This window comes from Streptomyces sp. NPDC000075 (assembly GCF_040301925.1).
Lineage (GTDB): Bacteria > Actinomycetota > Actinomycetes > Streptomycetales > Streptomycetaceae > Streptomyces > Streptomyces polychromogenes.
In genome coordinates this window covers 143,951-169,026 of the sequence record NZ_JBEPFL010000005.1, presented here as the reverse complement: position 1 = coordinate 169,026, position 25,076 = coordinate 143,951, and the positions used below count along the sequence as shown (strand labels likewise).

Sequence of the window (25,076 nt, the reverse complement as noted above, 5' to 3'; positions counted from 1 at the left end):
GCAACCGTCCGCGACAGCCCCGTGTCACCCTTTCCCGGTGACCCGCGTCACGCCGGGGTCACGCCGGCGCCGCGCCCCGGCGGGCGCACCGGGCGAGCGCCGCCCGCCCGAGCCGCCGGAGCTGGGAGGGCCCCTTGAAGGGCGCCCGCATCACGCCCAGGGCGAAGACGATCTGCCCCACGGCGAGGACGGGGAGGAGCGGCGGGAAGGCGATCGTCCACCAGAGGGGCAGCAGCAGGAGCAGCGCCACGGGCGCCCGGAAACCGATGTCCGTCCGTTCGCTGGCCAGCCCGTAGACGAAGCAGATCAGTACGGACGGGATACCGGTGATTTCGAGGTAGAACAACAGCTCCCGCAGGATGTCGATCTCCTCCGGCAACGTCGCGTTCACCAGCACCCAGCTGAGCGCGGCCGTGGCGGTGTAGCGGAGCATCAGGTCGACGAGCCGCAGCCCGATGACCCCCAGGTTCTTCCACGGCGTGCCCTCTTCCACGGCCAACTCCCCCTCATGGCATGCGTGATGAGCGGTGCGCCGGAGTGGCGACCGCCAGGGGACAGCCTGTCAGATTCCTTGAACGTGTTCAATTACCTTGCTGGAGGGGGCCTGGACGCAGGCGGCGATGACGCGGGCGCAGGTCAGGGACTCGGCACGGGTCGTGTCGACCTCCAGGTCGTAGACCACCCCCCGGTGGACCGACTCGGCCTGGGCGGCGGCCATGCCCGAGGGGCGGTCGCCCCGGGCGATCTCCCGGGCGGCGGCCACCTCGCCGTCGCACCGGACGCCGACCCACAGGACGCCCAGCCCGTGCAGGGCCTCCCGCCACCGCCGCTGGGACTGCGGACCGCCGAGGAAGACGTCGTCCACGACGATCCGGGCCCCGGCGCGGGCCATGGCGGCGATCCCGTCGGCCCAGGCGGCGTCGAGGACGCGGAACTCCTCCCCGACGAGCACCTCGCCGCCGGGCCCGAACCCGATCCCGGCGCCGGAGGTCCGCAGCGCGGGCGGCATGGCGTCGACGAGCGTGTCCACGCCGAACGCGAGCCAGGGGTCCGGCAGGACGGCCTGCAGACACCGCACGATCCCCGACTTCCCGGAACTGGAACCACCGTTGAGGACGATCACCTGAGTCATGGACATCACGGCAGCCTAGCCATGCCCCGGCTCCCGCCCCCTTAGCCGAGGAGGTCGAGCAGGCGGCTCACCGCGTCCGCCACCGGTCGGCCCACCGCGCCGACGGCGGCGGCGATCTGGGCGATACGGGCCAGGACGAGGCCGCGCTCGCGGAGGGCGGCGGGGTCCGGGGTGAGGTCGGGGAGCGCCTGTTCGACGGTCCGGTCCTGGGCCGGGGTGAGGTGACGGCGCAGGTCGGCGAGCAGGCGGGTGAGTTCCTCGACGGCGGCACGGAGTTCGGCGTCCTGGGAGGCCGCGGCGCCGGCGGCGCCGTAGTTGATGCCGATGTTGCCCTGGCCGTCGTTCATGTTGACCACGGGGCCGTAGTAGTTCGCGTGCGACGCCTCGTCACTCATAGCCTGATCCCCGAGTTCCCGCTACCGCCGTTCATGTTGACGACGGGACCGAAGTGGTTCGTGTGGGTGCCGTTGAACTGGTTGACGATCGCGGTGAATTCAGCCTCCGGATGGTCGATGGCGTGCACGACCTGCCCGGCGATCCGTCGGAGCTCCTCCATGTCCGGCAGGGTCACGACCACGGCGGAGCCCCCGGCCGTCTCGATGGCCAGCACCGGCCTCGAGAAGGTGAACAGCGCCCGGAGGGCGGCCACGACCACGGCGCCCAGGAGCATCGCGAGCAGGGTGGCGTCGATCCCCCTCGCACGCAGATCGCCCCCGCTCGCGTAGCCGAGGCCGCCGACGACCAGGACGAGGATGACACCGGCCGTCCACAGCAGTGTCCGGAGGAAGACCGCGCCGCGCTTGGGCCTGAACCGGAAGGCGTCGACCCAGGTGATGTTGTGCAGCGGGACGGCCGCCGAGCCGACGCGCAGCATCCGGCCGCTGACCCGGATGACCAGCCTGCGTCCGTCCCGGTCCGGGAACTCCTCCGGCGGGGCCGGCCGGGAGGGGGTGGTCGACCGTGGTGGCGGTGGCCCGGCGCTGTCCGTGGAATCCATGCACTCCCCCGTGGTGTCCTGTCGTGAACCCGACCCTCAGATGGCTGGAACGCCGCCCTAACCGGCGGCGCCCGTCGCTCCACGGGGGAAGGTGATCTCGACCCGGCGGTTCTTCTTGCGGCCTTCCTCGGTGCCGTTGTCGGCGATCGGGTAGTCCTCGCTGTAGCCGCGGACGTCATAGGTGACGCCGGGGTTGGTGACGGTCTTGGCGAGCTCCGCCTGGACGGCGTCGGCTCGCTGCTTGGAGAGCTCCTGACCGTGTTCGTAGCTGCCCTGGTCGTCGGTGAAGCCGAAGACGCGGATGCGGGTGGCCTTCTGGGTGTTGATCTCCTGCGCGATGGCCTGGATGCGGGCGGCGGCCTGGGCGTTGAAGACGGCGCTGTTCTCGGGGAAGAGGACCTCGGATTGCAGGGCCATCATGACGTTCTGATTGGTCTCCTGACGCCGCTGCTCACCGCCGAGGTCCTCGACGACTTCGGCGATGTCGAGGACCTTGACGGGGGCGAGGGTGCCCCCCTGAGGGATCTTGAGGCCGGGCGACTTGGAGTCGATCGGCACGGGTGCGGCGGCAGAGGGCTCTGTACCCGGGGGCACGGAAGGCTTCGGGTCATCGGCGTACGCGGCACTGGCGCCGATCAGGTGCGCGCCCGCGATGACGAGGGCGGCGACTGCTGTGGCTGCGGCTACACGGTGGCGTTTTGTCATCGGGTCACCCGGAAATTTTGACGGTGGCCGAGGTGAAGGTGGGGAGACTGAATTCCACCTCGGTGGTGGAGGCCGGCGGGGCCGGGAACTGGGCGAAGAAGGGGACGACCTGGCCGGGATCGACGCTTGAGATACCCGTCGTGCACAGGCACCTGGACTCGGTGTCCCGAAGCACGTAGTACCGCTTCTTTCCCGCCTTGTCGACGAGCGTCGCGCCCGCCACCGACTCTCCGCTTCCCTTCAACTCGATCCCGCGCCAGTCCGACGTGCGAGTGAACGATTGACTGCCCGTGTTCTTGATCTGCCCGTTGACCGTGACGAACCCACCGGCATCTCGCCGAACCGAGTTGATGACCAGGGTCATCCCGGCCTGCCCGTTCAACGTGGCGATCACTTCGGTCGGCTCGGCGCTCTGCCCATTGCTCGGCGCCGCGCCCTGGTTGCCCGCCCCCTGCGACTGTGGGGACGAGGACTTCTCCGTGCTCTTCGCGTCGCCGCCACCGCTGCCGCCACACCCGGCCAACGTGAGGGCAAGCACCGCAATCGCAACGGCCGCTCCCCCGCGAACCTTCACCGTTTGCCGCATGCTCATGTGCGCTGCTTCCTTGTCCGTTGCTCGCTATTAGTCGGTCAGTCGAACGTCGAAGAGGCTTCTCCCCAACGTGCGCCACGGATCGGGCTTCGCCGGATCGAAGGTGATCTCCTTCCCGCCCTTGCACTGGATCTTGACTGTCGGCACCTTGGGGCTGCCTCCGTCGGCGGGCGGAGGCGTCTCCCCCGCAGGTGCGGAGGAGGTCGGAACCGGCACCGGCAACTCCCCGAGGTGGCATCGCGGTTCGATGACCGCCGTGGCATCTGCCGTCCCGTGCATGCCTTCGGTCCCGGGGATCACCGAGTCGCCGACCGTCCTCGTGGTCTCCACCGCGACGGTGAAGCTGAGTCCGGACGCCCTGCATGACGCCTTCGCGCCGTTCCTCTCAGCGAAGTCGTCCGCCTTCCCGCACCCCCCGGTGCCGAATCGGTTGCCCTTGAGCACCTCGGCCCAGTCCTTCGGCTGCAGCTCGGACAGGACCAGCCCCGGAACCAGGTGATCCCGGGCGTCCTGAGCCGCAGCCAGCGCGGCGGCGTCGGCCGCGCCCTGGGCATCGCTACGGGTGACGGACGCCTGCCCGATGACGAAGAAGGCCAGGGCCGCAAGGAGCAGGCCCGCCACCACGACCACGTAGGCGGGGAAGGCCTGCCCGCCGTCGGCGCCGTGCTTCGCGGACACCGCCACTACCCGGCCTTGATGCTCTTCACCGCGTCCTTGATCCGGGTGGTGATCTCCGACCCGATGCCGGAGCCGACGATCGCCCCGATGATCACCACGACCACCAGGATGATCCCCAGGTACTCGAACGCGGTCTGCCCCCGGTCCGGGTTCGAGTACCGCCTGCGGAGCCGGGTCACCGCCGTGTCCGTCCAGCCTGCCAGGCGGATCTTCGCCTCGACCGATGCCTTCAGCAGCGAGTTGTGTGACATGGGGGTTCCCTCCCGGGCCGGTACCGCTGGTGATTTGCGGACGGTACGGCGAGTGACGAGTGATAACCAAGGGTCCCGGGGCCCAATTACGGACCCACTGCGCACCGCGTCTACCCATGTCCACTCACCCCCGGGCGGGCCGTTCCCAGCCAGTGGGCTATCGCTTCGCTTCGGCTCGTGCTCTGGAGTTTGGCGAAGATGCGGTTGATGTGGTTCTTCACCGTCTTCTCGCTGATGAAGCACGCCGCCGCGATCTGCTGGTTGCTCATCCCGGACGCGATCAGGTCCATGATCTCCACCTCCCTCGAACTCAGCCCGAAGAGCGCGGAGTTGTGCAGCCGCTCCGGAGACTGTGTCACAGTTCGTTGCGGGTGCGAAGAGGTGCGGAGGTTGTCCAGGAGGGCGCCGGCCGCCGTTGGCGTGAAGTGGGGGCGGCCCTCGCGGACGTCGTGGACCGCTCTCACCAGGTCCTCCGGCGTGAACTCGCCGTGGACCAGGTAGCCGCCCGCGCCCAGCAGCAGCGATTCCCGGACGATTTCCGACTCCCGGCTGTACGTGAGCATCAGGACCGGCGCCAGCCGCACCAGGTGCGGGAGGGCCGAGATGCCGTCCACGCCCGGCATGCGGACGTCCAGCAGGACCACGTCCGGGGCGTGCCGGCGGGTCAGGCTGAGGGCCTCGTGGCCGTCCGCGGCCTGGGCGGCCACCGTGATGTCGCCCGCCGCCGACAGGAGCGCGGCCAGGCCGGCCCGTACGACCGGGTTGTCGTCGGCGATCAGGACGCGGAGGCCGGCCATCAGGAGCTCCCTTCCAGGGGGAGGGTCAGGTCGATCCGGGTGCCCGGGCGGCCGTCGGGGTGGGGGCCGACGCGGAGGCGGGCTCCGAGGGCCGTGGCGCGTTCCCGCATGCCGAGCAGGCCGTAGTGGCCCGGGGAGGGGGTGGGCCGGGGCGGCAGGCCGCGGCCGTCGTCGGTGACGGTGAGGGTGAGGTGGGTGGGGGTCGACGCCGCCGTGAGGGCCACCGTGGTCGCGTGGGCGTGGCGGCGGGCGTTCTCCAGCGCCTCCGACGCGATGGCCAGGAGGTGGTGGGCCGCCGGGGCCGGGAGCACGGGGAGCGGGCCCGGGGCGTGGACGGTCGTGCCGGGGCCCGCCAGGCGGTGCAGGGCCGGGAGGAGGGGGACGTCCGCGAGCGGCTCGCGGAGGTCCGTCAGGAGGGCCCGGGACTCGGTCACCGCGCGGCGGGCCGCCACCGCCAGCTGGGCGGACCGGGTGCGGATCGCCGCCGGGTCGTCGGTGAGGGCCAGGGCGTCGGCGGTCAGGGCCAGCCCGTGGAGGGTCTTGGCCAGCGAGTCGTGCATCTCGCGGGCCAGGCGGTCCCGTTCGGCGCGGATCGCCTCGGCCACCGCCAGCTGCGCGCGCGCCTGCGTCAGCCGGGTCAGGAAGTCCCGGACCGAGGAGCCCGCCGCACCGGACAGGACGCACAGCAGGGACAGGACCAGGCCGCCGCCCAGCGCCGCCACCACCGCCGTCTGCGCCGCCGCGTACACGGCCGAGCCCCGCCAGCCGTAGACCAGTCCGGCGAGGAGCGGGGTGCCGAGGGCGACCAGGCCCAGCGGGGAGGAGGGGGTGGCGGTGATGAGGAGGAGGGTGCCGAGGGCCATGTCCGGCGCCAGCAGCCAGCGGTGGCGCGGCAGCAGGGGGCCCGGGCGCTCCCCGTCGCGGAAGAGCGCGTAGGAGAGGGTGAAGGTGGCCACGGCCGCCCCGGAGACCAGGTACGCCGGGACTCCCGGCGCCGTGCGGGAGAGGGCCAGCGGGGTGCCCAGCGGGATCATCACCAGGCGGAGGGCGAAGACCTGGCGGCACAGGGACTGGAGGGCGTTCGCCCGCAGGCGCAGGGAGGGGCCGGGGGCGGCAGGGGTGAGGACCGCCATCGTCAGCCTCCGCCCAGCAGGGCGCCGAAGTCGACGTTCGCGCCGTAGACGAAGCCGCAGACGAGGAGGATGAGCGTGCCCGGCAGCATGAACATGGTGACCGCGAACGTGGCCTTGGGGACGGCCCGCGCGGCGCGGCGGCGGGCGTTCTGGGCGTCCGTGCGGCGCATGTCCTCGGCGATGGCGATCAGGGTGTCGACGATCGGGGAGCCCAGCTCCTCGCCCTGCTGGAGGGCCGTGACGAACTGGGCCACCTGCTCGCTGTCGTTGCGGCGGCGCAGCTCGTCGAAGGCCTGGCGGCGGCTCACGCCCATGTCCATCTGCTGGAGGGTGATGCGGATCTCGTCCGCCCAGGGGCCCTCGTACTTGGCCGCCACGCGTTCCAGTGCCTGCCGGAAGCCCAGCCCCGCGCTCACGACGACCGCGAGGACGTCGAGGAAGTCGGGCAGGGTGCGCTCGATGTCGTCGCGGCGGACCCGGATGGCCGACCACAGGCCGGCCTCGATCCAGAACAGGCCGAACGCGACCATCAGGAGGGCGACGACCAGCTGGCCGTTGAGCAGCATCGCGAAGGCGCCCAGGCCGCCCAGGAACCCGTACACCGCGCGCCGGGCGGCGTACCGGTCGATGGTCAGGCCGGCCGGGTTGCCGGCCCGGTCGATCTGGGCGCGTTTGCGGGCCACCCGCCTGGGGCCCATCAGCCGCAGCACCAGGGGTGCCCAGCGGATGCCGAGGCGGTCGACGAGCGAGCCGACCGCCGTCGTGCGGGAGGAGCCGACCTCCAGGGCGAGGGCGAGGTCGGTCGGCAGTTCCACGTCGGCGCGGTAGAGGCGGATGCCGTGCAGGACGCCGAAGACGGAGAGGGCCGTCACGGTGGCCAGGAGGAGCGCGAGGTAGGTGTTCACGGGTCTGGTCGTCCTCCCGTCAGACGTCGATCTTCGACAGGCGGCGGATGAGGACGAAGCCGAGCGTGAACAGGCCCAGGGCGATCAGCACGGCGGTCTGGCCGACCAGGGCGCCGGTCATCCGGTCCAGCGCGCCCGGCATCATCGTGTCGACCAGCAGGAGCGAGCCCAGGCCGATCGCGGGGACCAGGTAGGCCGTGACGGTGACCTGCGAGAGCTGCGTACGGATCTCCCTGCGCGTCTCCTTGCGCTGCTCCAGGGTGACCACGAGGTTGCGCAGGCTGCCGACGATGGCGCCGCCGGCCCGCGCCGACAGCACGAGGGTGGAGACGAGGACGACCAGTTCGCGGGAGGGCAGCCGTTCGACGATCTCCCCGAGGGACTCCTCGACGGAGTGGCCCACCGCGAGCCGGTCCGCGACCCGGGACAGCTCCTCCCCCGCCGGGGCCTCCAGTTCCTCGGCGGCGATCCCGATGGCCGTGCGCAGGGCGAGCCCGGCCTGGGTGGCGTTGGCGAGGATCCGGGCGAGCTCCGGCAGCTGGTTGATGAACCGCTCGGTGCGGCGGGCCCGCTGCCAGTTGAGGAAGGCGTTCGCCGCCCACAGGCCGATCAGGCCGGCGACCGGGCCGAAGAAGGGCGCCAGGAGGGAGGCGGAGAGCAGCCATACCCCGGCGACCGCCATCAGCATGTACGCGAAGAACTCGCCGGGGGTGAGGTCCAGGCCGGTGGTCGCCAGCTTCACCTCGATGCGCCGGCCGAGCTTCGTCCCGCGCAGGCGCCGGTCGAGGCCGGGGAAGCGGCGGCGGCGGCCGGGTGCCTCGGGGGCGCCCTCGGCGGCGAGGCGTTCGACGAGGGCGGCGCGCTGGGCGAGGCCGGCGGAGTAGGCGTGCACCCCGAGGGAGACGAGCAGGCCGGCCAGCAGGGTGGCGCCGAGGGTGAGGAGGACGAGGTCGGTCACAGGACGGTCCGGTGGGTGAGCGGGTCGAAGGGGTCCTCGGGCGGAGCGACCCCGAAGGCCTGGGGAATCGGCTGGTTGTTCATGTAGAGGCGCTCCGCGATCCGGCGCGGGAGGGGGGCGTAGGCGAAGTAGCCGTGCACGCGCCCGTCGGCGGCCATGGGCTGGGCGACGTACCGGCAGACCGTGGTGATCCGGAACGGTTCGCGGCCGTGCGAGTCGAGGACGGAGATCTCGGTGACGCGGCGCGAGCCGTCACCGAACCGGGTGAGCTGGACGATGACGTTGACGGCGCTGTTGATCTGGTCCTGGAGCGCCTCGAAGGGGATCTCGACCTCCGACATGGAGGCGAGGGTCTGGAGGCGCATCAGCGCGTCCTGGGAGCTGTTGGCGTGGACGGTGGCGAGGGAGCCGTCGTGGCCGGTGGACATCGCCTGGAGCATGTCGAGGGTCTCGCCGCCGCGGACCTCGCCGACGATGATGCGGTCGGGGCGCATGCGCAGGGAGTTGCGTACGAGGTCGCGGATGGTGATCTGGCCCTTGCCCTCCACGTTGGCCGGCCGGGATTCGAGGCGGATGACGTGCGCCTGCTGGAGCTGGAGTTCGGCGGAGTCCTCGATGGTGATGACGCGTTCGCCCTCGGGGATCAGGCCGGAGAGGGCGTTGAGGAGGGTGGTCTTCCCGGTGCCGGTGGCGCCGGAGACGATCAGGTTCATCCGTGCCTGGACCATGCCGGAGAGCAGCAGGAGCATCTGCTCGTCGAGCGAGCCGAGGGCGATCATCTCGTGCAGGGTGAAGGCGCGCGGGAAGCGGCGGATGGTGAGGGTCGCGCCGGTGAGGGACAGCGGCGGGATGATGACGTTGACGCGCTCGCCGCTGGGCAGACGGGCGTCGACCATCGGGTTGGCCTCGTCCACGCGGCGGTTGACGGTGGAGACGATGCGCTCGATGGTCTGCATCAGCTGCTCGTGCGAGGCGAAGCGGAGGGGCAGCTGCTCGACCCGGCCGGCGCGCTCGACGAAGATCTGGTCGGGGCCGTTGACCATGATCTCGGAGATGGAGGCGTCCTCCAGGAGGGGTTCGAGCACGCCGAGGCCGAGGGCCTCGTCGACGACGCGGCGGATCAGCTGGGCCCGCTCGGCGGTGGACAGGACGGGGCCCTCGCGGCTGATGATGTGGCCGAGCACCCGCTCCAGACGGGCCCGGCGCTCGGCGGGGGCGAGCGCGGACATCTCGGCGAGGTCGATCTCCTCCAGCAGCTTGGCGCGGTAGGTGGAGACGAGCCGGCCGTCCTCGCGGGGGCTGTGCCGGTCGTCGGGGGTGTTGACCCGGGAACGCAGGCTCATGGTCGGGCTCCGGTCGGGTCGTCGTCGGGCATGACGGCTGTGGCCTTGGCGTCTTCTATGTCGAGCCCCGGCACGATCGAGTTGATGGGTATGGTCACGGTGGCGGTGACCGCGTCCGTGCTCTTGCTGATGGACACCGTGGCCGTGAGGCCGCCCCGGACGGCCGCCTGTCCGGCCGCCTCCCCGCCCGAGCCCTTGCGGGCCTCCACCCGGGCCGCCGTACGGGCGGCGGTGTCGGCCTGTTCGTGGACGTACGCGATCCAGCCCAGCTGGATCCCGCAGAGGGCGACGAAGAGCAGGATCGGGACGAACCCGATGTACTCCAGGGCCACCTGGCCCCGGTCGGAGCGGAGCCGACGCCGGTACCGGTTCACTTCGCCTCCCTTTCCATGGCCGCCCCGCCCGTGCCCGTGATCCGGCCGAAGCTCAGCCCCGGGTAGAGGACCGGGATCTCCAGGCTGACCGTGGCCTTGTACACGTCGCCGGACGGGCCGCATTCGGTCGTGAGGTTCCACGCTCCCCCGATGTGCTCGCCGGCGGCCGCCGCACAGGCCCCGTCGCCGTGCACCGCGCCCGCCCGCGCGCCCTCGTCGGCGGCGTTCCCGGCCAGCGAGAAGGCGTACCCGATCAGCACGCACTCCCAGACGGCCGCCACGAGCAGCAGGATCAGCGGGACGGTGCCCACGAACTCCAGGGCCACCTGCCCCCGGTCCCGCTCCCCCGGCCACCGGCGCATCCGTCAGCCCTCCCGGCCGCGCCGCAGCCGGGCCACCGGCCCCGCCGCCCGGACCGCCAGGGCCGAGCCCGCGGAGGCCCGTGCCGGGACGGCGGACCCCTGTTCCGGGGCCGACAGCAGGCCCAGCTCCCCGGCCAGCGCCCACAGGGCCTGCTTCACCGTCGAGCGGTTGTCGAGGTCCTGCACCCGGCCCGCGTCCACGACCCCCTGGAGCTCCTTGAAGGCGGCGGGGACCGGGGTGCGGGTCGGACGGGTCCTGGTGATCTTCTCGATCAGCGAGGGCTGGATCTCCGTGTGCTTGCTCCACCGGTTGACCACCATCGAGGTGTCCTCCGCCTTGCGCACCTGGAGCCGCTCCCACATCCGCACCATCCGCTTGGCCGCCCGGACCGCGACCACGTCCGGGGTGGTGACCAGCACGGCCACGTCCGCCTGCTCCACGGCGGTGGCGTTCGCGCCGGTCACCTGGGTGCCGCAGTCGACGACGACCAGCTCGTAGCGGGCGCGCAGGGCGCTGAGGACCTGCCGGGTGGCGCGTTCGTCGAGGTCCTCGCCCCGTTCCCCCTCGGCCGGGGCCAGCAGCAGGGCCAGGCCGGTGCGGTCCTCGTAGACGGCGTCCTGGAGGACGCGCGGCGAGATGTCCTGGATGCCGGCGAGGTCGGCGATGGAGCGGCGGAACTGGACGTCGAGGTAGGAGCCGACGTCCCCGGCCTGGAGGTCGAGGTCGACGAGGGCCGTGCGGCGTCCCGAGGCGGCGGCGGCCAGCGCGAACTGGACGGCGGTGAAGGTGGTGCCGACGCCGCCCTTGGCACCGGTGACGGTGACCACCCGGCCGCCCGGGCCGGAGACGGCCTCCGCGCCCCGGCCCAGGTGGCGGCGTACGCCGGCCGACCACTGGGCGGCCGCGCCGACCCGGGTGGCGAGCTCCTCGTAGTGCAGGGGCAGGCCGACGAGGCCCCGCGCGCCGGAGTCCATGGCGGCGGAGAACACCCCGGGCCCGGTGTCCGAGGAGAGCAGGACCACGCCGACCGCGGGGAAGCGCAGGGCGACCTCGCGGACGAGTTCCAGCGCGGGGACGGGCCCGATCCGTTCGTGGACGAGGACGACCTCGGGGAGCTCGTCGACGGAGTCGGCGGCGAGCCGGCCCAGGGCGTCGAGCAGGGAGGTGGAGTCGGGGACGGGCGGTGCGGGTTCGGCGTCCGGGAGCTGGCTGAGCAGGGCGACGATGGAGCGGGCGGCGTCGGCGTCGCCGGCCGCGGGGAGGATTCGAGTGGTCATCCGCGGCTCACTTGTCCCCGTCGAGGGTGTACGTGCGGTCGGTGGGACTGGGGGCGGAGTCGGTGCCGGGGGCGACGAGGGCCAGGCGGACGTGCTCCGCGAAGGACTCGGCGTAGGCGACGCGCTGGGTGTCCTTGGTGTTCAGGGCGAAGGTGATCGGCACGGCCTCGGCGGGGCCCTTCTTGTCGCCGTCCTTGTCGAGGGCGGTGAGCTTGCCGACGCCCAGGACGCGGGCGTTGGCGACGATGATCACCGAGCGGGAGGGGTCCGTCTCCTTGGCGCCCTTGAAGGTGGCGATGATGTTGACCTTGGCGCCGGAGGTGATCTTCCCGGCCACGCCGGTGGCCGCGTCGATCATGATGGCGATCTCCTGCTCCCCGGGCTGGAGCTGCGGTTTGTCGACGAACATGTCGCTCTGGAGCAGGGAGCCCTTCTTCAGGGTGGTGAGCGCGATCTTGCCCTGGAGGGCCCCGAGGTCGCTGACGGCGGTGTCGGACAGCCACCGCTTGGGGACCTTGACCTCCTCGAACTGGCCCGCGCTCAGGGCGCTGTACGGTGCGATGTCGCCCTTCACGCGGTACGCGACGACCTCGGTGCCGACCTTGGAGTTGACGTCGCCGATCACCACGAGCACCCCGGCGAACGCCGCGAGGGCGCACAGGGCCGACAGCAGGAGCAGGATGACGCCGCGGCGCTGGCGTGAGTTCATGGGCCGTCTTACCTCGCCGTTCTTCGTTCGTTCGGGCGGTCAGGATCCGGTGCGGGCGCGGGCCCGTGAGGCGGCGGCGTCCTCGGGCGGTGGGGCGGCGAGCGGGGCGGCGCAGAAGCCGCAGCGGTCGCCGATGAGCTCGTAGCCGCACCAGCGGCACTGCTCGCGGCGGACCGAGGCGACGAGCTGGTAGAGGACGGAGACGTCCGGGATGGCCGCGGCGAACTCGACCAGCTTGGGGGTGGCCCACCAGCGCGCCGAGTCGGCCGGGAGGGGGTTCTCCATGACCCCCTGGACCTTCCAGGCCGGGGCCAGTTCGGCCGCGACCCAGTCGGAGGTGAGCTGGCCGCGGGCGAAGGTGAGGTGGGTGGCGAAGGCGGGCCCGGGCGGGATCACGCCCCCGTGGGCGGGAGCGGCGGAGGCGCCGAGCCGGGCCAGGTGCGGCTGCGGGTGGGCCAGTACGGCGAACTGGGCGCCCGGCGACCAGGAGCGGGCGTGCGCCTTGAGGCCGACGGGGACCCGGTCCAGTTTGGCGACGCTGCCCAGCAGGGCGCCCGCGTAGACGTAGTGGGACAGCAGCCGGGCGGCGGAGGCGAGTACGCCGGGGCTGAAGTCGGTGACGGTGAGCTGGCGCAGCTGACGGGCCAGCACGGCCGTGCCCAGGGGCGGGAGGTCGATGTCGAGGAGCGCGATCCGGTCGGTTTCCAGGATGGCCCGGACGGTGTGCAGCCGGCGGACGGTGGCCGGGGGCAGCCAGGGCGGTACAAGGGCCACGAGGTGGCCGTGGCGCTCCAGCAGGGCGGTGGTCTCGGCGAGGGCGTCCTCCAGGCCGGCCTCGCCGGGCGGGCGCAGGACGGCGGCCCCGGGGGTGTGCCGGTCGGGGGCCGGCAGCACCAGGTCGGCACTGGTGACAGCGATGGCGGTCGGCACGCGAATCCCCCCGTTCACCCTGTGCGCGAAGGCCGTTCCCCCGGCCGTCACGTACGCGCACGCGCCCAACGGCACGCGCACGGTACTGCGCGACCGCAAACGTCCGACGCGCCTTCCCCCTTGCCCCAGCACCATATCCGCGTCACCCCGAGCAGGTCAGGGGCTTGGGGATTCCTGTGCCGGAAGCACATGTCACAGGTGACGAAAAACCCGGACAACAGGGATCCGACGCCCATTCATTTCAAGCCACTTCGCAAACACCCTTGACAGCGGGATTGGTCTGGACCAACTTGGCTGCGCCAGCCTTCGGTCGCGGGGAACCCCACTCCCCCGCCCTCGGGACCCCTTTCGAACCCCCTTCCGCTCCACCCCCTTCACTCCCCCCACGGAGCCCACGTGAACCGCATACGCTCCCTCGCCCTGCCGGTCGCGGCCACCCTCGCCGCAGGCGGGCTCACCGCCCTGGCGGCGGGCCCCGCCCAGGCCGCCGACGTCAACGTCGCCCGCAACGGAGGCTTCGAGTCCGGCCTCGCCGACTGGTCGTGTTCCGGCGGCTCGGGCACCGTCGTCTCCTCGCCCGTCTACGCCGGCTCGGGCGCCCTGCGCGCCACCCCGGCGGGCCAGGACAACGCCCAGTGCGCCCAGACCGTCACGGTCAAGCCGAATTCCACCTACACCCTCAGCACCCAGGTCCAGGGCTCGTACGTCTACCTGGGCGCGACCGGCACCGGCACCCAGGACGTCTCCACCTGGACCCCCGGCTCGGGCGGCGGCTGGCAGAAGCTGTCGACCACCTTCACCACCGGACCCGGTACCACCAAGGTCACCGTCTGGACGCACGGCTGGTACGGCCAGCCGGCCTACCTCGTCGACGAGTTCAGCGTCTTCGGACCCGACGGGGGCGGCGGCACCGACCCCGGCCCGAGCCTGCCGGGCGCCCCCTCGGCGGCCACGGTTTCCGGCCAGAGCGACACCGCGCTCACCCTTTCGTGGAACGCGGTCAGCGGGGCGGGCGGATATCACGTCTACCAGGACGGCGTCCGCGTCCAGACGGTCACCGGCACCTCCACGCAGATCGCCGGGCTCTCCGCCGCCACCTCGTACTCCTTCCAGGTGAGCGCGTACAACGCGGCCGGCGAGGGGCCCAAGTCCCCGCCGGTCACCGGCACCACCACCGGCGGCGGGGGTAACCCGAACCCCAACCCCTCCGTGCCCAAGCACGCCCTGACGGGCTACTGGCAGAACTTCAACAACGGCGCGACCGTCCAGAAGCTCTCCGACGTCTCCGCCCAGTACGACATCATCGCCGTCTCCTTCGCCGACGCCACGAGCACGCCCGGCGCGATCACCTTCAACCTCGACTCGGCCGGCCTCGGCGGCTACACGGTGGCCCAGTTCAAGGCGGACCTCGCGGCGAAGAAGGCGGCCGGCAAGTCCGTCGTCCTCTCCATCGGCGGCGAGAAGGGCACGATCTCGGTCAACGACTCCGCCTCCGCGGCGAACCTGGCGGACTCCGCCTGGGCCCTGATGCGGGAGTACGGCTTCAGCGGGATCGACATCGACCTGGAGAACGGGCTCAACCCGACCTACATGACCCAGGCACTGCGCGCCCTGGCGGCGAAGGCGGGCCCCTCCCTGGTCCTGACGATGGCCCCGCAGACCATCGACATGCAGTCCACCCAGGGCGGCTACTTCAAGACCGCGCTGGCGGTGAAGGACATCCTCACCGTCGTGAACATGCAGTACTACAACAGCGGCGCGATGAACGGCTGCGACGGCAAGGTCTACTCGCAGGGCTCGGTGGACTTCCTCACCGCGCTGGCCTGCATCCAGCTGGAGGGCGGGCTCGACCCCTCGCAGGTGGGCATCGGGGTCCCGGCCTCCCCCAGCGGCGCGGGCAGCGGGTACGTCTCACCGGCCGTCGTGAACAACGCCCTGGACTGCCTGGCCCGGGGGACGAACTGCGGGTCCTTCAAGCCGTCGAAGACCTACCCGGGACTGCGCGGGGCGATGACCTGGTCGACCAACTGGGACGCCAAGGCGGGTAGTACCTGGTCGAACGCGGTGGGTCCGAAGGTCCACGGGCTGCCGTAGGCGGTAGGTGTGGGGGTGGCTGATTCGGTCCGGTGCGCAGCGCCGGGTACGCCCGGGGCTATTGACCGGGACATGCCATGAGAGCACGCTGTGCGCGTCCGCACGGCTACCCCCACACTCCCACCCAGGAGAACGCATGCGGCTCCACACCCGCCGGAGGGCCGCCGTCACGGCGGCCCTGCTGGCACTCGCGCTCGGCGCACCCGCCTACGGCATGAGCGCGACGGCGGCACCTCCGCCCACCCCGTCGACGGCCACCCAGGACGAGTCGGTCGTCCAGTACGAGATCCAGGGCCCCTCCACCGCCGCCGAGCGCACCGCCCTGCTGAGCAGCGGTGTCTCCATCGACGAGGTGGACGCCCGCTCGGTCGTGGTCAGCGCGAACCCCGCGCAGGCCAAGGCCCTGCGCGCCCGCGGCTACAAGCTGACCGCCCTGGCCGGCCCGCCGGACCGCTCCGAGCGCGGCGTCGCCACCCGCCCGATGGACTTCCCGTCGGCCGACTCCAAGTACCACAACTACGCGGAGGCGAGCGCGGAGATCGACCAGCGCATCGCCCAGTACCCCGGGATCATGAGCAAGCAGGTCATCGGGAAGTCGTACCAGGGCCGGGACATCGTCGCGATCAAGATCAGCGACAACGTCGGCACGGACGAGAACGAGCCCGAGGTGCTCTTCACCGCCCACCAGCACGCCCGCGAGCACCTGACCGTCGAGATGGCCCTGTACCTGCTCCAGGAGTTCGGCTCCAAGTACGGCAGCGACTCCCGGATCACCAACATGGTCAACAACCGTGAGATCTGGATCGTCCCTGACCTCAACCCGGACGGCGGCGAGTACGACATCGCCACCGGCTCCTACCGCTCCTGGCGCAAGAACCGGCAGCCCAACTCCGGCTCCACGGCCGTGGGCACCGACCTCAACCGCAACTGGGACTACAAGTGGGGCTGCTGCGGCGGCTCCAGCAGCAGCAAGAGCTCCGAGACCTACCGCGGACCGGCCGCCGCGTCGGCTCCCGAGGTCAAGGTGGTCTCCGACTTCGTGCGCAGCCGGATCGTCGGCGGCAAGCAGCAGATCAAGGCCGCCATCGACTTCCACACCTACAGCGAGCTCGTGCTGTGGCCCTTCGGGTGGACGTACAACGACACCGCGCCGGGCCTGACCGCGGACGACCTCGCGGTCTACAAGAAGATCGGCACCAGCATGGCCGCCAGCAACGGCTACACGCCGGAGCAGTCCAGCGACCTGTACATCACCGACGGCACGATCGACGACTGGCTGTGGGGCAACCAGAAGATCTTCGCCTACACCTTCGAGATGTACCCGAGCGACACCGGTGGCGGCGGCGGCTTCTACCCTCCGGACGAGGTCATCGACCGTGAGACGGCGCGCAACAAGGACGCGGTGCTCCAGCTGCTGGAGAACGCGGACTGCATGTACCGGTCGATCGGCAAGGAAGCCCAGTACTGCGTCTAGACGCGGACGGGCCGGCGCGGGGCGCCCCACCGCCAGGGGGGCGCCCCTTCGGCTGCTCAGCCGAGCACCGCGAGGGCGTCGATCTCGATCAGCAGGCCGGCGGGCAGGCCGACGTACACGGTGGTGCGGGCGGCGGGGACCTTGACGCCCTGCTCGTCGAAGTACGCGTTGTAGATCTCGTTCATCTCGCCGAAGTGGGCGGTGTCGGTCAGGTAGACGCGGATCATCACGGCGTCGTCCCAGCTCGCGCCGCCGGCCTCCAGCACGGAGCGGACGTTCTCCAGCGTCTGGAGGGTCTGCTCGCGCAGCCCCGGCCCCGCGGTGACGGGCGGCTGCCCCGCGACGGCGGGAAGGTAGCCGACCTGGCCGGCGACCTGGAGGATGTTGCCCTTGCGCACGCCGTGCGAGAACTTCGCGGGCGGGGCGGGGTGGGACTCGGGGGTGACGGCGGTCTTCTCGCTCACGGGGTCGTCCTCTGCTTCGTTCGTGGTGTCCGGTGCGGAGCGGTGCTCCGCACCGATGGTGTCAGCGCCGCGGGGTACGCGGGGTGACGGTTCGACCGGTTCGCTAGCCCCCGGTCGCCGGGGGAGGGGCGCGACGCCCCGGAACCGGGAGACGTTGACCCCTCGTCGTCAGCGGTGTTACACCACAGGCACCACCCGCACCACCAGGAGGCCCCATGCCCAGCGACGCCGTCCGACGCCTCGCCGCCGAACCCGTCGACCACCGCTTCAAGGGCCTCCCCCCGGACGCCGAGGCCGCCGGCCTCAGCGTCGGCGAGCTCGCCGCACAGGCCCGGGACCTCCACGACGGCGGGTTCACCACCCCCGTCCTCACCCTGGACGCCGACGCCCTCACCCACAACCTCACCGTCCTCGGCGAGTACGCCGCCCGCCACCACCTCGCCTTCGCCCCGCACGGCAAGACCTGCATGGCCCCCCAGCTCTTCGAGCGCCAGCTCGAACACGGCGCCTGGGGGATCACCGCCGCCGTACCCCACCAGGCCCGCGTCTACCGCGCCTTCGGGATCCAGCGCATCTTCCTCGCCAACGAGCTCGTCGACCCCGCCGCCCTGCGCTGGGTCGCCGCCGAACTCGCGGCCGACCCCGCCTTCCGGTTCGTCTGCTACGTCGACTCCGTGCGCGGGGTCGAGCTGATGGACCGGGCCCTCCGGGGGCAGCCCGCCCGCGTCGACGTCGTCGTCGAACTCGGCGCCGGCGAGGGGGCCCGCACCGGCGCCCGTACCGACGAGGACTGCCGGGCCGTCGCCGACGCCGTCGCCGGCGCCCCCACCCTGCGCCTCGTCGGCATCGCCGGGTACGAGGCAGAGGTCCCCGACCCCGACCCCGAGAAGGTGCACGCCTGGCTGCGCCGGCTCACCGGCCTCGCCGTGGAGTTCGACAAGGCCGGGAGGTTCGGGGAGGACGTCGAGGAGATCGTCGTCAGCGCGGGCGGCTCCGCCTGGTTCGACGCCGTCGCCGACGTCTTCGGGGAACTGCCCGAGCTGTCCCGGCCCGTGCTCAGGCTGCTGCGCTCGGGCGCCTACGTCTCCCACGACCACGGCTGGTACTCCCGCCTCACCCCCTTCAACCGGATCCCCGGGGAAGGCGCACTGCGCCCCGCGTTCCGGCTCTGGACCCAGGTCGTCTCCCGCCCCTCCCCCACCCAGGCCTTCGTCAACGCCGGCAAGCGCGACATCGCCTACGACCTCGGACTGCCCGAGGCCGAGCTCGTCCGCGACGCGCTCACCGGCGAGGAGCGGCCGGCCACCGGCGTACGGGTCGTCAAACTGTCCGACCAGCACGCCTGGCTGGAGACCGGCTCCGCCGACGACGTCCAGGTCGGCGACTGGGTGGCACTCGGCATGTCGCACCCCTGCACCATCTTCGAGAAGTGGCCGCTGATCCCCGTCGTCAGCTCCGACGGGGCCGTCCGCGAGTACGTGCGGACCTTCTTCTAGACCGGAGGCCGGTCATGGACCTCGTCATACGCGGTGCCCGCGTCGCCGACGGGACCGGCGGGGCCTCCCGCCTCGCCGACGTCGGCGTGCACGAGGGGCGGATCGCCGCCGTCGGGCGGCTGCCCGGCGGCGGCCGGCGGACCGTCGACGCGTACGGGCTCGTGCTCGCGCCCGGGTTCGTCGACATGCACGCCCACAGCGACCTCGCGCTGCTCCGCGACCCGGACCACAGCGCGAAGGCCGCCCAGGGCGTGACCCTGGAGGTCCTCGGCCAGGACGGGCTCTCGTACGCGCCCGTCGACGAGCGGACCCTCGCCGAGGTGCGGACCGCGATCGCCGGCTGGAACGGCACCGGGGAGGACGTCGACTTCGACTGGAGGACCGTCGGGGAGTACCTGGACCGGATCGACCGGGCCCACGGCGGGCACGGCACCGCCGTGAACGCCGCCTACCTCGTCCCGCAGGGCACCGTACGGGCCCACGTCCTCGGGTGGGAGGACCGGCCCGCCACCCCGGCCGAGACCGGCCGGATGCGCCGGCTGGTCGCCCGGGGGCTGGAGGACGGAGCCGTCGGCATGTCCTCCGGGCTCACCTACACCCCCGGCATGTACGCCACCGGCGCCGAACTCGCCGCACTGTGCGCGGTCGTGGCCCGCTACGGCGGCTACTACTGCCCGCACCACCGCTCGTACGGGCACGGCGCCCTCGACGCCTACGCCGAGATGCTCGCCCTCGCCCGCGAGACCGGCTGCGCCCTGCACCTGGCGCACGCCACCATGAACTTCGCCGAGAACGAGGGCCGCGCCCCCGAACTGCTGGCCCTGCTGGACGCGGCGCTCGCCGAAGGGACCGACGTCACCCTCGACAGCTACCCGTACACCCCCGGCTGCACCACCCTCGCCGCCCTGCTGCCCGGCTGGGCGCACGAGGGTGGGCCGGCGGCCCTGCTGGCCCGGCTGGCCGACGACGCCACCGCCGCGCGGATCCGCCGCGCCCTGGAGGTGGAGGGGTCCGACGGGTGCCACGGGGTGCCGGTGGACTGGTCGTCGGTGGAGGTGTCGGGGACCGCCGACCCCGCGTACGCGCACCGCGTCGGCACCCGCCTCGACGGCTGGGAGGGCGCCCGCCGGCTGCTGCTGGAGGACCGGCTGGGCACGACCGTCCTCCAGCACGTGGGCCACGAGGGCAACGTGCGGGCGATCATGCGCCACCGCGTCCACACCGGCGGCTCGGACGGCATCCTGCACGGCGCGAAGCCGCACCCGCGGGCGTACGGCACCTTCCCGCACTACCTCGGCCGCTACGTGCGCGAACTGGGCGTGCTCTCGCTGGAGGAGTGCGTCGCGCACCTGTCGGGCCGGCCGGCGGCTCGGCTGCGGCTGCCGGACCGGGGGCTGGTCCGCGAGGGCTACCGGGCCGACCTGGTGCTCTTCGATCCGCTGACGGTCGCGGCCGGGGCCACGTACGAGGACCCGCGCAGACTGCCGGCCGGGATCCCGCACGTACTGATCGACGGCCGGTTCGTGATGCGGGACGGGCGCCGGACGGACGTGCTGGCCGGGCGGTCCGTCCGCAGAACACCCGTCGGGCGGTAGGGGGTTCGGGGCCGCGCCGCAGGTCCGGGGGGCCTTCGTCCCGGACCGCCGCCCGCGGCCGGCCCATACGATGAACGGCATGGCCGCCTTCGCCCTCCCCGCCCTCTTCTTCCTCGCCCTGTGCTTCAGCGCGTACAAGGACCGCCGACGGTTCAGCAACGCGGTGCTGTTCGGGCTGACCTTCATCACCTTCTCGGCCGCCCTGCTCTTCCAGGTGACGGCGCTGCCGGGGTGGGCGGCCCTGACGATCATCGCCCTGGCCTTCGCCGCGCCCACGCTCGGCACCATGGCCATCGGCGGCTTCCTGATCGCCAACGGCGTGACGATGATCCGCAAGGAGGGACGCCGCCCGGCCAACCTGCTGTCGCTGCTCGCCGGGCTCGGGATCTTCGGGATGGTCGCGCTGCTGATCGTCGTCCCCATGTTCCGTTCCACCGTCCTCAACGGCATGGCGGCGACCCTCACGCTGGTCGTCGCCTACGTCTCCTTCGTCTTCCTGTGCTTCCTCGGCTACGCCTTCCTCTACGGCCGGATCAAGGTGCGCGGGGACGTCGACCACGTGGTGATGCTGGGCTCCGGGCTGATCGGCGGGGACCGGGTGCCCCCGCTGCTGGCCTCGCGGCTGCGCAAGGGGCAGGAGATCTACGCCGCCCAGCTGGCCCGGGGCTCGCGCCCGCCGGTGCTGCTGACCTCGGGCGGCAAGGGGTCGGACGAGCGGGTCGCGGAGGCGCGGGCGATGGCGGACTGGCTGATCGCGGAGGGCGTCCCGGCCGAGCACGTCACGCTGGAGGACCGGTCGCGGACGACCGAGGAGAACATGCTCTTCTCGAAGGAGATCATGCTGGCGGACGACCCGGGCTACCGGTGCGTGGTCGTCACCAACAACTTCCACGCCTTCCGGGCCGCGATGATGGCCCGCAAGGCGGGGGTCAACGGGCAGGTCGTGGGCTCGCCCACGGCCCGCTACTTCTGGCCGAGCGCCACCCTGCGCGAGTTCGTCGCGGTGTTCTGGGAGCACCGGCGGGTGAACCTGTCGATCTGCGGGCTGCTGGTCGCGATCGGCGCGGCGGCGACGCTCGCCGCCCGCTGAGGCACGGGACGGCCGCCCGAGGTGCGTTCTTGGGGCCGGGGCCGGAGGATGGGGGCCTGGGGCACCGTAGGAGGTATCCGATGGACAGTGAAACCAACGAGCAGCCCACCCGGTCGGACCGGCTCTTCACCGGTGGTGAGCGCCCGTACGACCCTGAGGACCTGGTGATGGCGACCGGACACGACCCGACTCCGGAGCGGGTCGAGAAGGCGCGGAAGCTGATCGCGGAGAAGGGCCCGTCCGTCATCGAACGCTACCTGCCGTAGCGGACGGCCGGCCGGACGCGCTGCTGTGGGCCACGGCCCGGGGACGCCCCCGGGCCGTGGCCTTCCCGTGGCGCCGGGGTGCGTGGCGGGCGCGGCGCATCCACAATCGGTGAAGGCTCGTTAGCCGTAGGGGGGACGCCCTACGGAGGTCAGATGAACAGCGTCGCCGTCGCCGTCGACTGGGAGCACCCCGCCGATCCCCGCCCGGGGCCCCGGCTGGAGCACGTCCGCACGTACGTGTCGAGCGGCGGTACCGACGGGCACCTGTGGCACGGGGTCCCGACCCTCCTGCTCACCACCCTCGACCGGACCTCCGGACGGGCGGTGCGCACCCCGCTGATCTACGGGCGGGACGCGGGCCGGCTGCTGGTGGTGGCCGCCGGCACGGGCGGCCCGCAGCACCCCTCCTGGTACGGGAACCTCGTCGCGCACCCGGGGGTCCGGGTCCAGGTGGGAACGTCGGTCTTCGCGGCCTGGGCGCGGACGGCGAGCCCGGAGGAGCGGGAGACGTACTGGGAGGCGATGACGGCGCTGTGGCCGCGCTTCGACGACCAGCGCGCCTCCGCCCGGCCCCGGGAGCTCCCGCTGGTGATCATCGAGGGCTGACCGGCCCGGCGGGGGTGGCCACGGCGTGGTAGGTGCGGCCCGCGACGGTGTAGTCGCCGAGCGGGGTCATGCCGAAGGCGTCCACGTGGACCCGCCAGGAGGGGGCGTTGCCCGCCTCGATGAAGGCGACCAGGGCCTCCGCTCGTCCCGCCGACGCCTCGACGGCCCTTGCGAACAGCCCCCGGGCCACCCCGTGCCCCCGGAAGGCGGCGTCGACCACGACCGGCCCGTACAGCAGCCACGGCACCTCGCCCAGCGGGCGCCCGCGCCAGGCGAGACCGGCCTGGGCCCGCAGCAGGCCGGTCACCGCCGCCGGCGGATCGGCCATGTCAGCGGCGACGGACAGGGCGAGGAGGCCCGCGATGCGGCCCTCGCCGTCGTCGGCCACCAGCAGTTCACCGGCGGCGGCCATGGCGCGGAGGGTGGCGGCGTCGAAGGTGCCCTGTACGAAGCCCTGTGCGGTGCGCTGCTCCTCGGTCAGGGCGTCGTGGTGGTTGGCGGCGAAGAGCCGGGCCAGGGCGGGCGCGTCGGCCTCGGTGGCGTATCGGTAGCGCATGGCGCCGATGCTGCCACGGCGGGGCGGGGGCCGTCAGGTGTTGGTGTTGAGGAAGCCGATGACGACCGCGCCCCACCAGCAGCCCTGGGAGACCAGGGCGGTCACCCCGCCCCACAGCAGCAGCCCGCGGCCGGTCTCCCCGTCCACCGCCGCCAGGCGGCGGCCGAGCAGGCCCGCCTGGAGGCCGTTCACGGTGAGGGCGGCGACCAGGCCGAGCTTGGTGAGGGTCAGCGGGGAGTCGACGTCGGGGTGGAGCATCAGCCCGCTGACCACGAGACCCCCGAGGCCGGCCCAGATCGGCACGTGCAGGCGCCCGGTCGCGGCGACCACCTCGTCCAGGGTGCAACGGCCGGTCACCCACAGGAGGCCGTAGTAGTCCGCGGACAGCACCGCGCCGAAGCCGAGGACCAGCGAGGCCAGGTGCGCGAAGAGCGCCGCGGAGTGCATGGCCGCGTCGGCCCGCACGTGGAGGGAGCACCACAGCCCCGCCGCCAGGACGACCAGCGCGCACAGCGCGCCCGCCGCCACGGTCCACCAGGAGTCGTACAGGCGGACGGGGCGGGGGGAGAGTCTGGCGGCTGGCGAGGACATGAGGGGGCGGGCTCCGTCAGTGCGAGGTGGCGCCGGTGGGCACCGGGTCGTGAAAGCAAGGTAAGGCTCACCTAAAGAATCCCGTGCGTCAATCCGGGTCCACGGGGCGGAACCGGGGCCCGGGCCCAACTGCCGCCCTACCGGCGGGTAGAGCGGCGGCACACGCGGGGGTGACCCCGCAGGGTGACGAGCGCAACACCGGAACACTTCGCCCGGCCCCGCCCCCACCCGATCCGCAGGTGCGGGCGGCCGGGCGGCCGCCGTTTCAAAGGGTGGACGGGGAACCCACCCGTCCATCAGTTGAAAAGGGGCATTTGCCTCCCTGATGTCCGGCCCGAATGCCCGAGCGGACAAACAAAGAGGCCCGTAAGCTCCCGTCATGCAGGTGATCCAGTCAACGAAACTCGCCAATGTCTGCTACGAGATCCGCGGACCCGTCCTCGAAGAGGCGATGCGGCTCGAAGCGGCAGGTCATCGCATCCTCAAGCTCAACACCGGCAACCCCGCGGCCTTCGGCTTCGACTGCCCGCCGGAGATCCTTGAGGACATGCTCCGCAACCTGGGCAACGCCCACGGCTACGGGGACGCGAAGGGCCTGCTGTCGGCCAGGCGCGCGGTCATGCAGCACTACCAGACCAAGGGCATCGACCTGGACGTCGAGGACATCTACCTCGGCAACGGCGTCTCCGAGCTGATCCAGATGTCGATGCAGGCGCTGCTCGACGACGGCGACGAAGTCCTGGTCCCGGCGCCCGACTACCCGCTGTGGACGGCCTCCGTCAGCCTGGCGGGCGGCACGGCGGTGCACTACCGGTGCGACGAGCAGTCCGACTGGATGCCCGACCTGGCGGACATCGAGCGCAAGATCACCGACCGCACCAAGGCGCTCGTGATCATCAACCCGAACAACCCGACCGGCGCCGTCTACGACGACGAGATGCTGCGGGGCCTGACGGACATCGCGCGCCGCCACAACCTGATCGTCTGCTCGGACGAGATCTACGACCGGATCCTCTACGACGGCGCCACGCACACCAACACCGCCGCCATCGCGCCCGACCTGATGGTCCTCACCTTCAACGGCCTGTCCAAGAACTACCGCGTCGCCGGCTACCGGGCCGGCTGGATGGCGGTCTGCGGCCCGAAGAAGCACGCCGCCTCGTACATCGAGGGCCTGACGATCCTCGCGAACATGCGCCTGTGCGCGAACATGCCCTCGCAGCACGCGGTGGCCACCGCGCTCGGCGGCCGGCAGTCGATCGTGGACCTGGTGCTCCCGGGCGGGCGGCTGCTGGAGCAGCGCGACACGGCGTACGACCTGCTCACCCAGATCCCGGGCGTCACGTGCGTCAAGCCCAAGGGCGCGCTGTACCTGTTCCCGAAGCTGGACCCGGCCGTCTACAAGATCAAGGACGACCGGCAGATGGTCCTCGACCTGCTGCGGGCCGAGAAGATCATGGTCGTGCACGGGACGGGCTTCAACTGGCCCGAACCGGACCACTTCCGGATCGTGACCCTGCCCAGCTCGAAGGACCTCGCGGACGCGGTGACCCGCATCGGCCGCTTCCTGGACGGCTACGGCCAGCACTGAGGGGGCTTCGGGGGGCGGCGTCCGGGGATGGGGCCCGGATGGCGTCCGGGGATGGCGTCCCAGAGTCCGGATACAGCTCAACTTTAGAACGGATCCAAGGTAGGATGGT

29 protein-coding genes are annotated in these 25,076 nt (G+C 72.2%); 8 read left to right on the top strand and 21 right to left on the bottom strand.

Annotated features, from left to right (window positions below; translation table 11 throughout):
- Positions 1-58 precede the first annotated feature (58 nt).
- From ABT403_RS08540 to ABT403_RS08455, 18 genes are all read right to left on the bottom strand, one after another.
- On the bottom strand, positions 59-493 hold the full coding sequence (locus tag ABT403_RS08540) for a hypothetical protein (protein ID WP_344164219.1): 435 nt from the start codon (positions 491-493) through the stop codon (positions 59-61).
- 69 nt (positions 494-562) lie between these two features.
- Positions 563-1,132 (bottom strand): chloramphenicol phosphotransferase CPT, encoded by a 570-nt coding sequence (gene cpt / locus ABT403_RS08535; protein WP_344165821.1) that lies wholly within the window; start codon positions 1,130-1,132, stop codon positions 563-565.
- Positions 1,133-1,173: 41 nt separating this feature from the next.
- Entirely contained in the window at positions 1,174-1,527 is a 354-nt protein-coding gene (locus ABT403_RS08530) for a hypothetical protein (protein WP_344164216.1), read from the bottom strand.
- Positions 1,524-2,129 (bottom strand): DUF6232 family protein, encoded by a 606-nt coding sequence (locus tag ABT403_RS08525; protein ID WP_344164213.1) that lies wholly within the window; start codon positions 2,127-2,129, stop codon positions 1,524-1,526. Before ABT403_RS08525 ends, ABT403_RS08530 begins: the two co-directional genes overlap by 4 nt.
- Positions 2,130-2,186: 57 nt before the next feature.
- A complete protein-coding gene (locus ABT403_RS08520) occupies positions 2,187-2,834 on the bottom strand; it encodes an OmpA family protein (protein ID WP_344164210.1) in 648 nt (215 codons plus the stop codon).
- Positions 2,835-2,838: 4 nt separating this feature from the next.
- The gene (locus ABT403_RS08515; RefSeq protein WP_344164207.1) at positions 2,839-3,426 is read right to left on the bottom strand and encodes a hypothetical protein; all 588 of its coding nucleotides are present in this window, start codon (positions 3,424-3,426) and stop codon (positions 2,839-2,841) included.
- Positions 3,427-3,456: 30 nt separating this feature from the next.
- The gene (locus ABT403_RS08510; protein WP_344164204.1) at positions 3,457-4,104 is read right to left on the bottom strand and encodes a pilus assembly protein TadG-related protein; all 648 of its coding nucleotides are present in this window, start codon (positions 4,102-4,104) and stop codon (positions 3,457-3,459) included.
- A gap of 5 nt (positions 4,105-4,109) precedes the next feature.
- Positions 4,110-4,355 (bottom strand): hypothetical protein, encoded by a 246-nt coding sequence (locus ABT403_RS08505; protein ID WP_344164201.1) that lies wholly within the window; start codon positions 4,353-4,355, stop codon positions 4,110-4,112.
- Between the two features lie 110 nt (positions 4,356-4,465).
- A complete protein-coding gene (locus ABT403_RS08500; RefSeq protein WP_344164198.1) occupies positions 4,466-5,152 on the bottom strand; it encodes a response regulator in 687 nt (228 codons plus the stop codon).
- Complete coding sequence (locus tag ABT403_RS08495) at positions 5,152-6,285, bottom strand: sensor histidine kinase (protein WP_344164195.1); 1,134 nt, start codon at positions 6,283-6,285, stop codon at positions 5,152-5,154. Before ABT403_RS08495 ends, ABT403_RS08500 begins: the two co-directional genes overlap by 1 nt.
- Before the next feature lie 2 nt (positions 6,286-6,287).
- Positions 6,288-7,190, bottom strand: coding sequence for a DUF5936 domain-containing protein (locus ABT403_RS08490; RefSeq protein ID WP_344164192.1), 903 nt, complete (start codon positions 7,188-7,190; stop codon positions 6,288-6,290).
- Positions 7,191-7,209: 19 nt separating this feature from the next.
- Entirely contained in the window at positions 7,210-8,148 is a 939-nt protein-coding gene (locus tag ABT403_RS08485; protein WP_344164189.1) for a type II secretion system F family protein, read from the bottom strand.
- Entirely contained in the window at positions 8,145-9,491 is a 1,347-nt protein-coding gene (locus ABT403_RS08480; protein WP_344164186.1) for a TadA family conjugal transfer-associated ATPase, read from the bottom strand. The genes ABT403_RS08485 and ABT403_RS08480 overlap by 4 nt, the downstream gene beginning before the upstream one ends.
- Positions 9,488-9,865 carry a TadE/TadG family type IV pilus assembly protein gene (locus ABT403_RS08475; RefSeq protein ID WP_344164183.1) on the bottom strand — a complete coding sequence of 126 codons (378 nt, stop codon included), beginning with the start codon at positions 9,863-9,865 and terminating at the stop codon, positions 9,488-9,490. Before ABT403_RS08475 ends, ABT403_RS08480 begins: the two co-directional genes overlap by 4 nt.
- Positions 9,862-10,227, bottom strand: coding sequence for a TadE family protein (locus ABT403_RS08470; protein ID WP_344164180.1), 366 nt, complete (start codon positions 10,225-10,227; stop codon positions 9,862-9,864). Before ABT403_RS08470 ends, ABT403_RS08475 begins: the two co-directional genes overlap by 4 nt.
- A gap of 3 nt (positions 10,228-10,230) precedes the next feature.
- Positions 10,231-11,505, bottom strand: a complete 1,275-nt coding sequence (locus tag ABT403_RS08465) for a CpaE/TadZ family protein (RefSeq protein WP_344164177.1) — start codon at positions 11,503-11,505, stop codon at positions 10,231-10,233.
- Positions 11,506-11,512: 7 nt separating this feature from the next.
- A complete protein-coding gene (gene cpaB / locus ABT403_RS08460; protein ID WP_344164174.1) occupies positions 11,513-12,214 on the bottom strand; it encodes a Flp pilus assembly protein CpaB in 702 nt (233 codons plus the stop codon).
- A gap of 39 nt (positions 12,215-12,253) precedes the next feature.
- Entirely contained in the window at positions 12,254-13,144 is an 891-nt protein-coding gene (locus tag ABT403_RS08455; protein WP_344164171.1) for a hypothetical protein, read from the bottom strand.
- 396 nt (positions 13,145-13,540) lie between these two features.
- On the opposite strand from ABT403_RS08455, the gene ABT403_RS08450 reads away from it, so the two are divergent.
- Together ABT403_RS08450 and ABT403_RS08445 are read left to right on the top strand one after the other, a co-directional pair.
- Positions 13,541-15,238 (top strand): chitinase, encoded by a 1,698-nt coding sequence (locus ABT403_RS08450; protein WP_344164169.1) that lies wholly within the window; start codon positions 13,541-13,543, stop codon positions 15,236-15,238.
- A 136-nt stretch (positions 15,239-15,374) separates the two neighbouring features.
- The gene (locus ABT403_RS08445; protein WP_344164166.1) at positions 15,375-16,712 is read left to right on the top strand and encodes a M14 family metallopeptidase; all 1,338 of its coding nucleotides are present in this window, start codon (positions 15,375-15,377) and stop codon (positions 16,710-16,712) included.
- A 56-nt stretch (positions 16,713-16,768) separates the two neighbouring features.
- Here ABT403_RS08445 and ABT403_RS08440 read toward each other — a convergent pair whose 3' ends face one another.
- A complete protein-coding gene (locus ABT403_RS08440) occupies positions 16,769-17,176 on the bottom strand; it encodes a RidA family protein (protein ID WP_344164163.1) in 408 nt (135 codons plus the stop codon).
- 215 nt (positions 17,177-17,391) lie between these two features.
- Here ABT403_RS08440 and ABT403_RS08435 point away from each other — a divergent pair, with 215 nt between their 5' ends.
- From ABT403_RS08435 to ABT403_RS08415, 5 genes are all read left to right on the top strand, one after another.
- Positions 17,392-18,672, top strand: a complete 1,281-nt coding sequence (locus ABT403_RS08435) for an amino acid deaminase (protein WP_344164160.1) — start codon at positions 17,392-17,394, stop codon at positions 18,670-18,672.
- Positions 18,673-18,686: 14 nt separating this feature from the next.
- Complete coding sequence (locus ABT403_RS08430; RefSeq protein WP_344164157.1) at positions 18,687-20,267, top strand: N-acyl-D-amino-acid deacylase family protein; 1,581 nt, start codon at positions 18,687-18,689, stop codon at positions 20,265-20,267.
- A 79-nt stretch (positions 20,268-20,346) separates the two neighbouring features.
- Complete coding sequence (locus ABT403_RS08425) at positions 20,347-21,357, top strand: YdcF family protein (RefSeq protein WP_344164154.1); 1,011 nt, start codon at positions 20,347-20,349, stop codon at positions 21,355-21,357.
- Between the two features lie 80 nt (positions 21,358-21,437).
- Positions 21,438-21,623, top strand: a complete 186-nt coding sequence (locus ABT403_RS08420; RefSeq protein WP_344164152.1) for a hypothetical protein — start codon at positions 21,438-21,440, stop codon at positions 21,621-21,623.
- Between the two features lie 153 nt (positions 21,624-21,776).
- Complete coding sequence (locus ABT403_RS08415) at positions 21,777-22,229, top strand: nitroreductase/quinone reductase family protein (protein WP_344164149.1); 453 nt, start codon at positions 21,777-21,779, stop codon at positions 22,227-22,229.
- On the opposite strand, the gene ABT403_RS08410 is transcribed toward ABT403_RS08415, so the two are convergent.
- A complete protein-coding gene (locus tag ABT403_RS08410) occupies positions 22,216-22,785 on the bottom strand; it encodes a GNAT family N-acetyltransferase (protein ID WP_344164146.1) in 570 nt (189 codons plus the stop codon). The two genes, ABT403_RS08415 and ABT403_RS08410, sit on opposite strands and share 14 nt — an antisense overlap.
- Positions 22,786-22,818: 33 nt before the next feature.
- Positions 22,819-23,376, bottom strand: a complete 558-nt coding sequence (locus ABT403_RS08405; protein ID WP_344164143.1) for a hypothetical protein — start codon at positions 23,374-23,376, stop codon at positions 22,819-22,821.
- Positions 23,377-23,755: 379 nt separating this feature from the next.
- Here ABT403_RS08405 and ABT403_RS08400 point away from each other — a divergent pair, with 379 nt between their 5' ends.
- Positions 23,756-24,967 (top strand): pyridoxal phosphate-dependent aminotransferase, encoded by a 1,212-nt coding sequence (locus ABT403_RS08400; protein ID WP_344164140.1) that lies wholly within the window; start codon positions 23,756-23,758, stop codon positions 24,965-24,967.
- Positions 24,968-25,076: the final 109 nt, after the last annotated feature.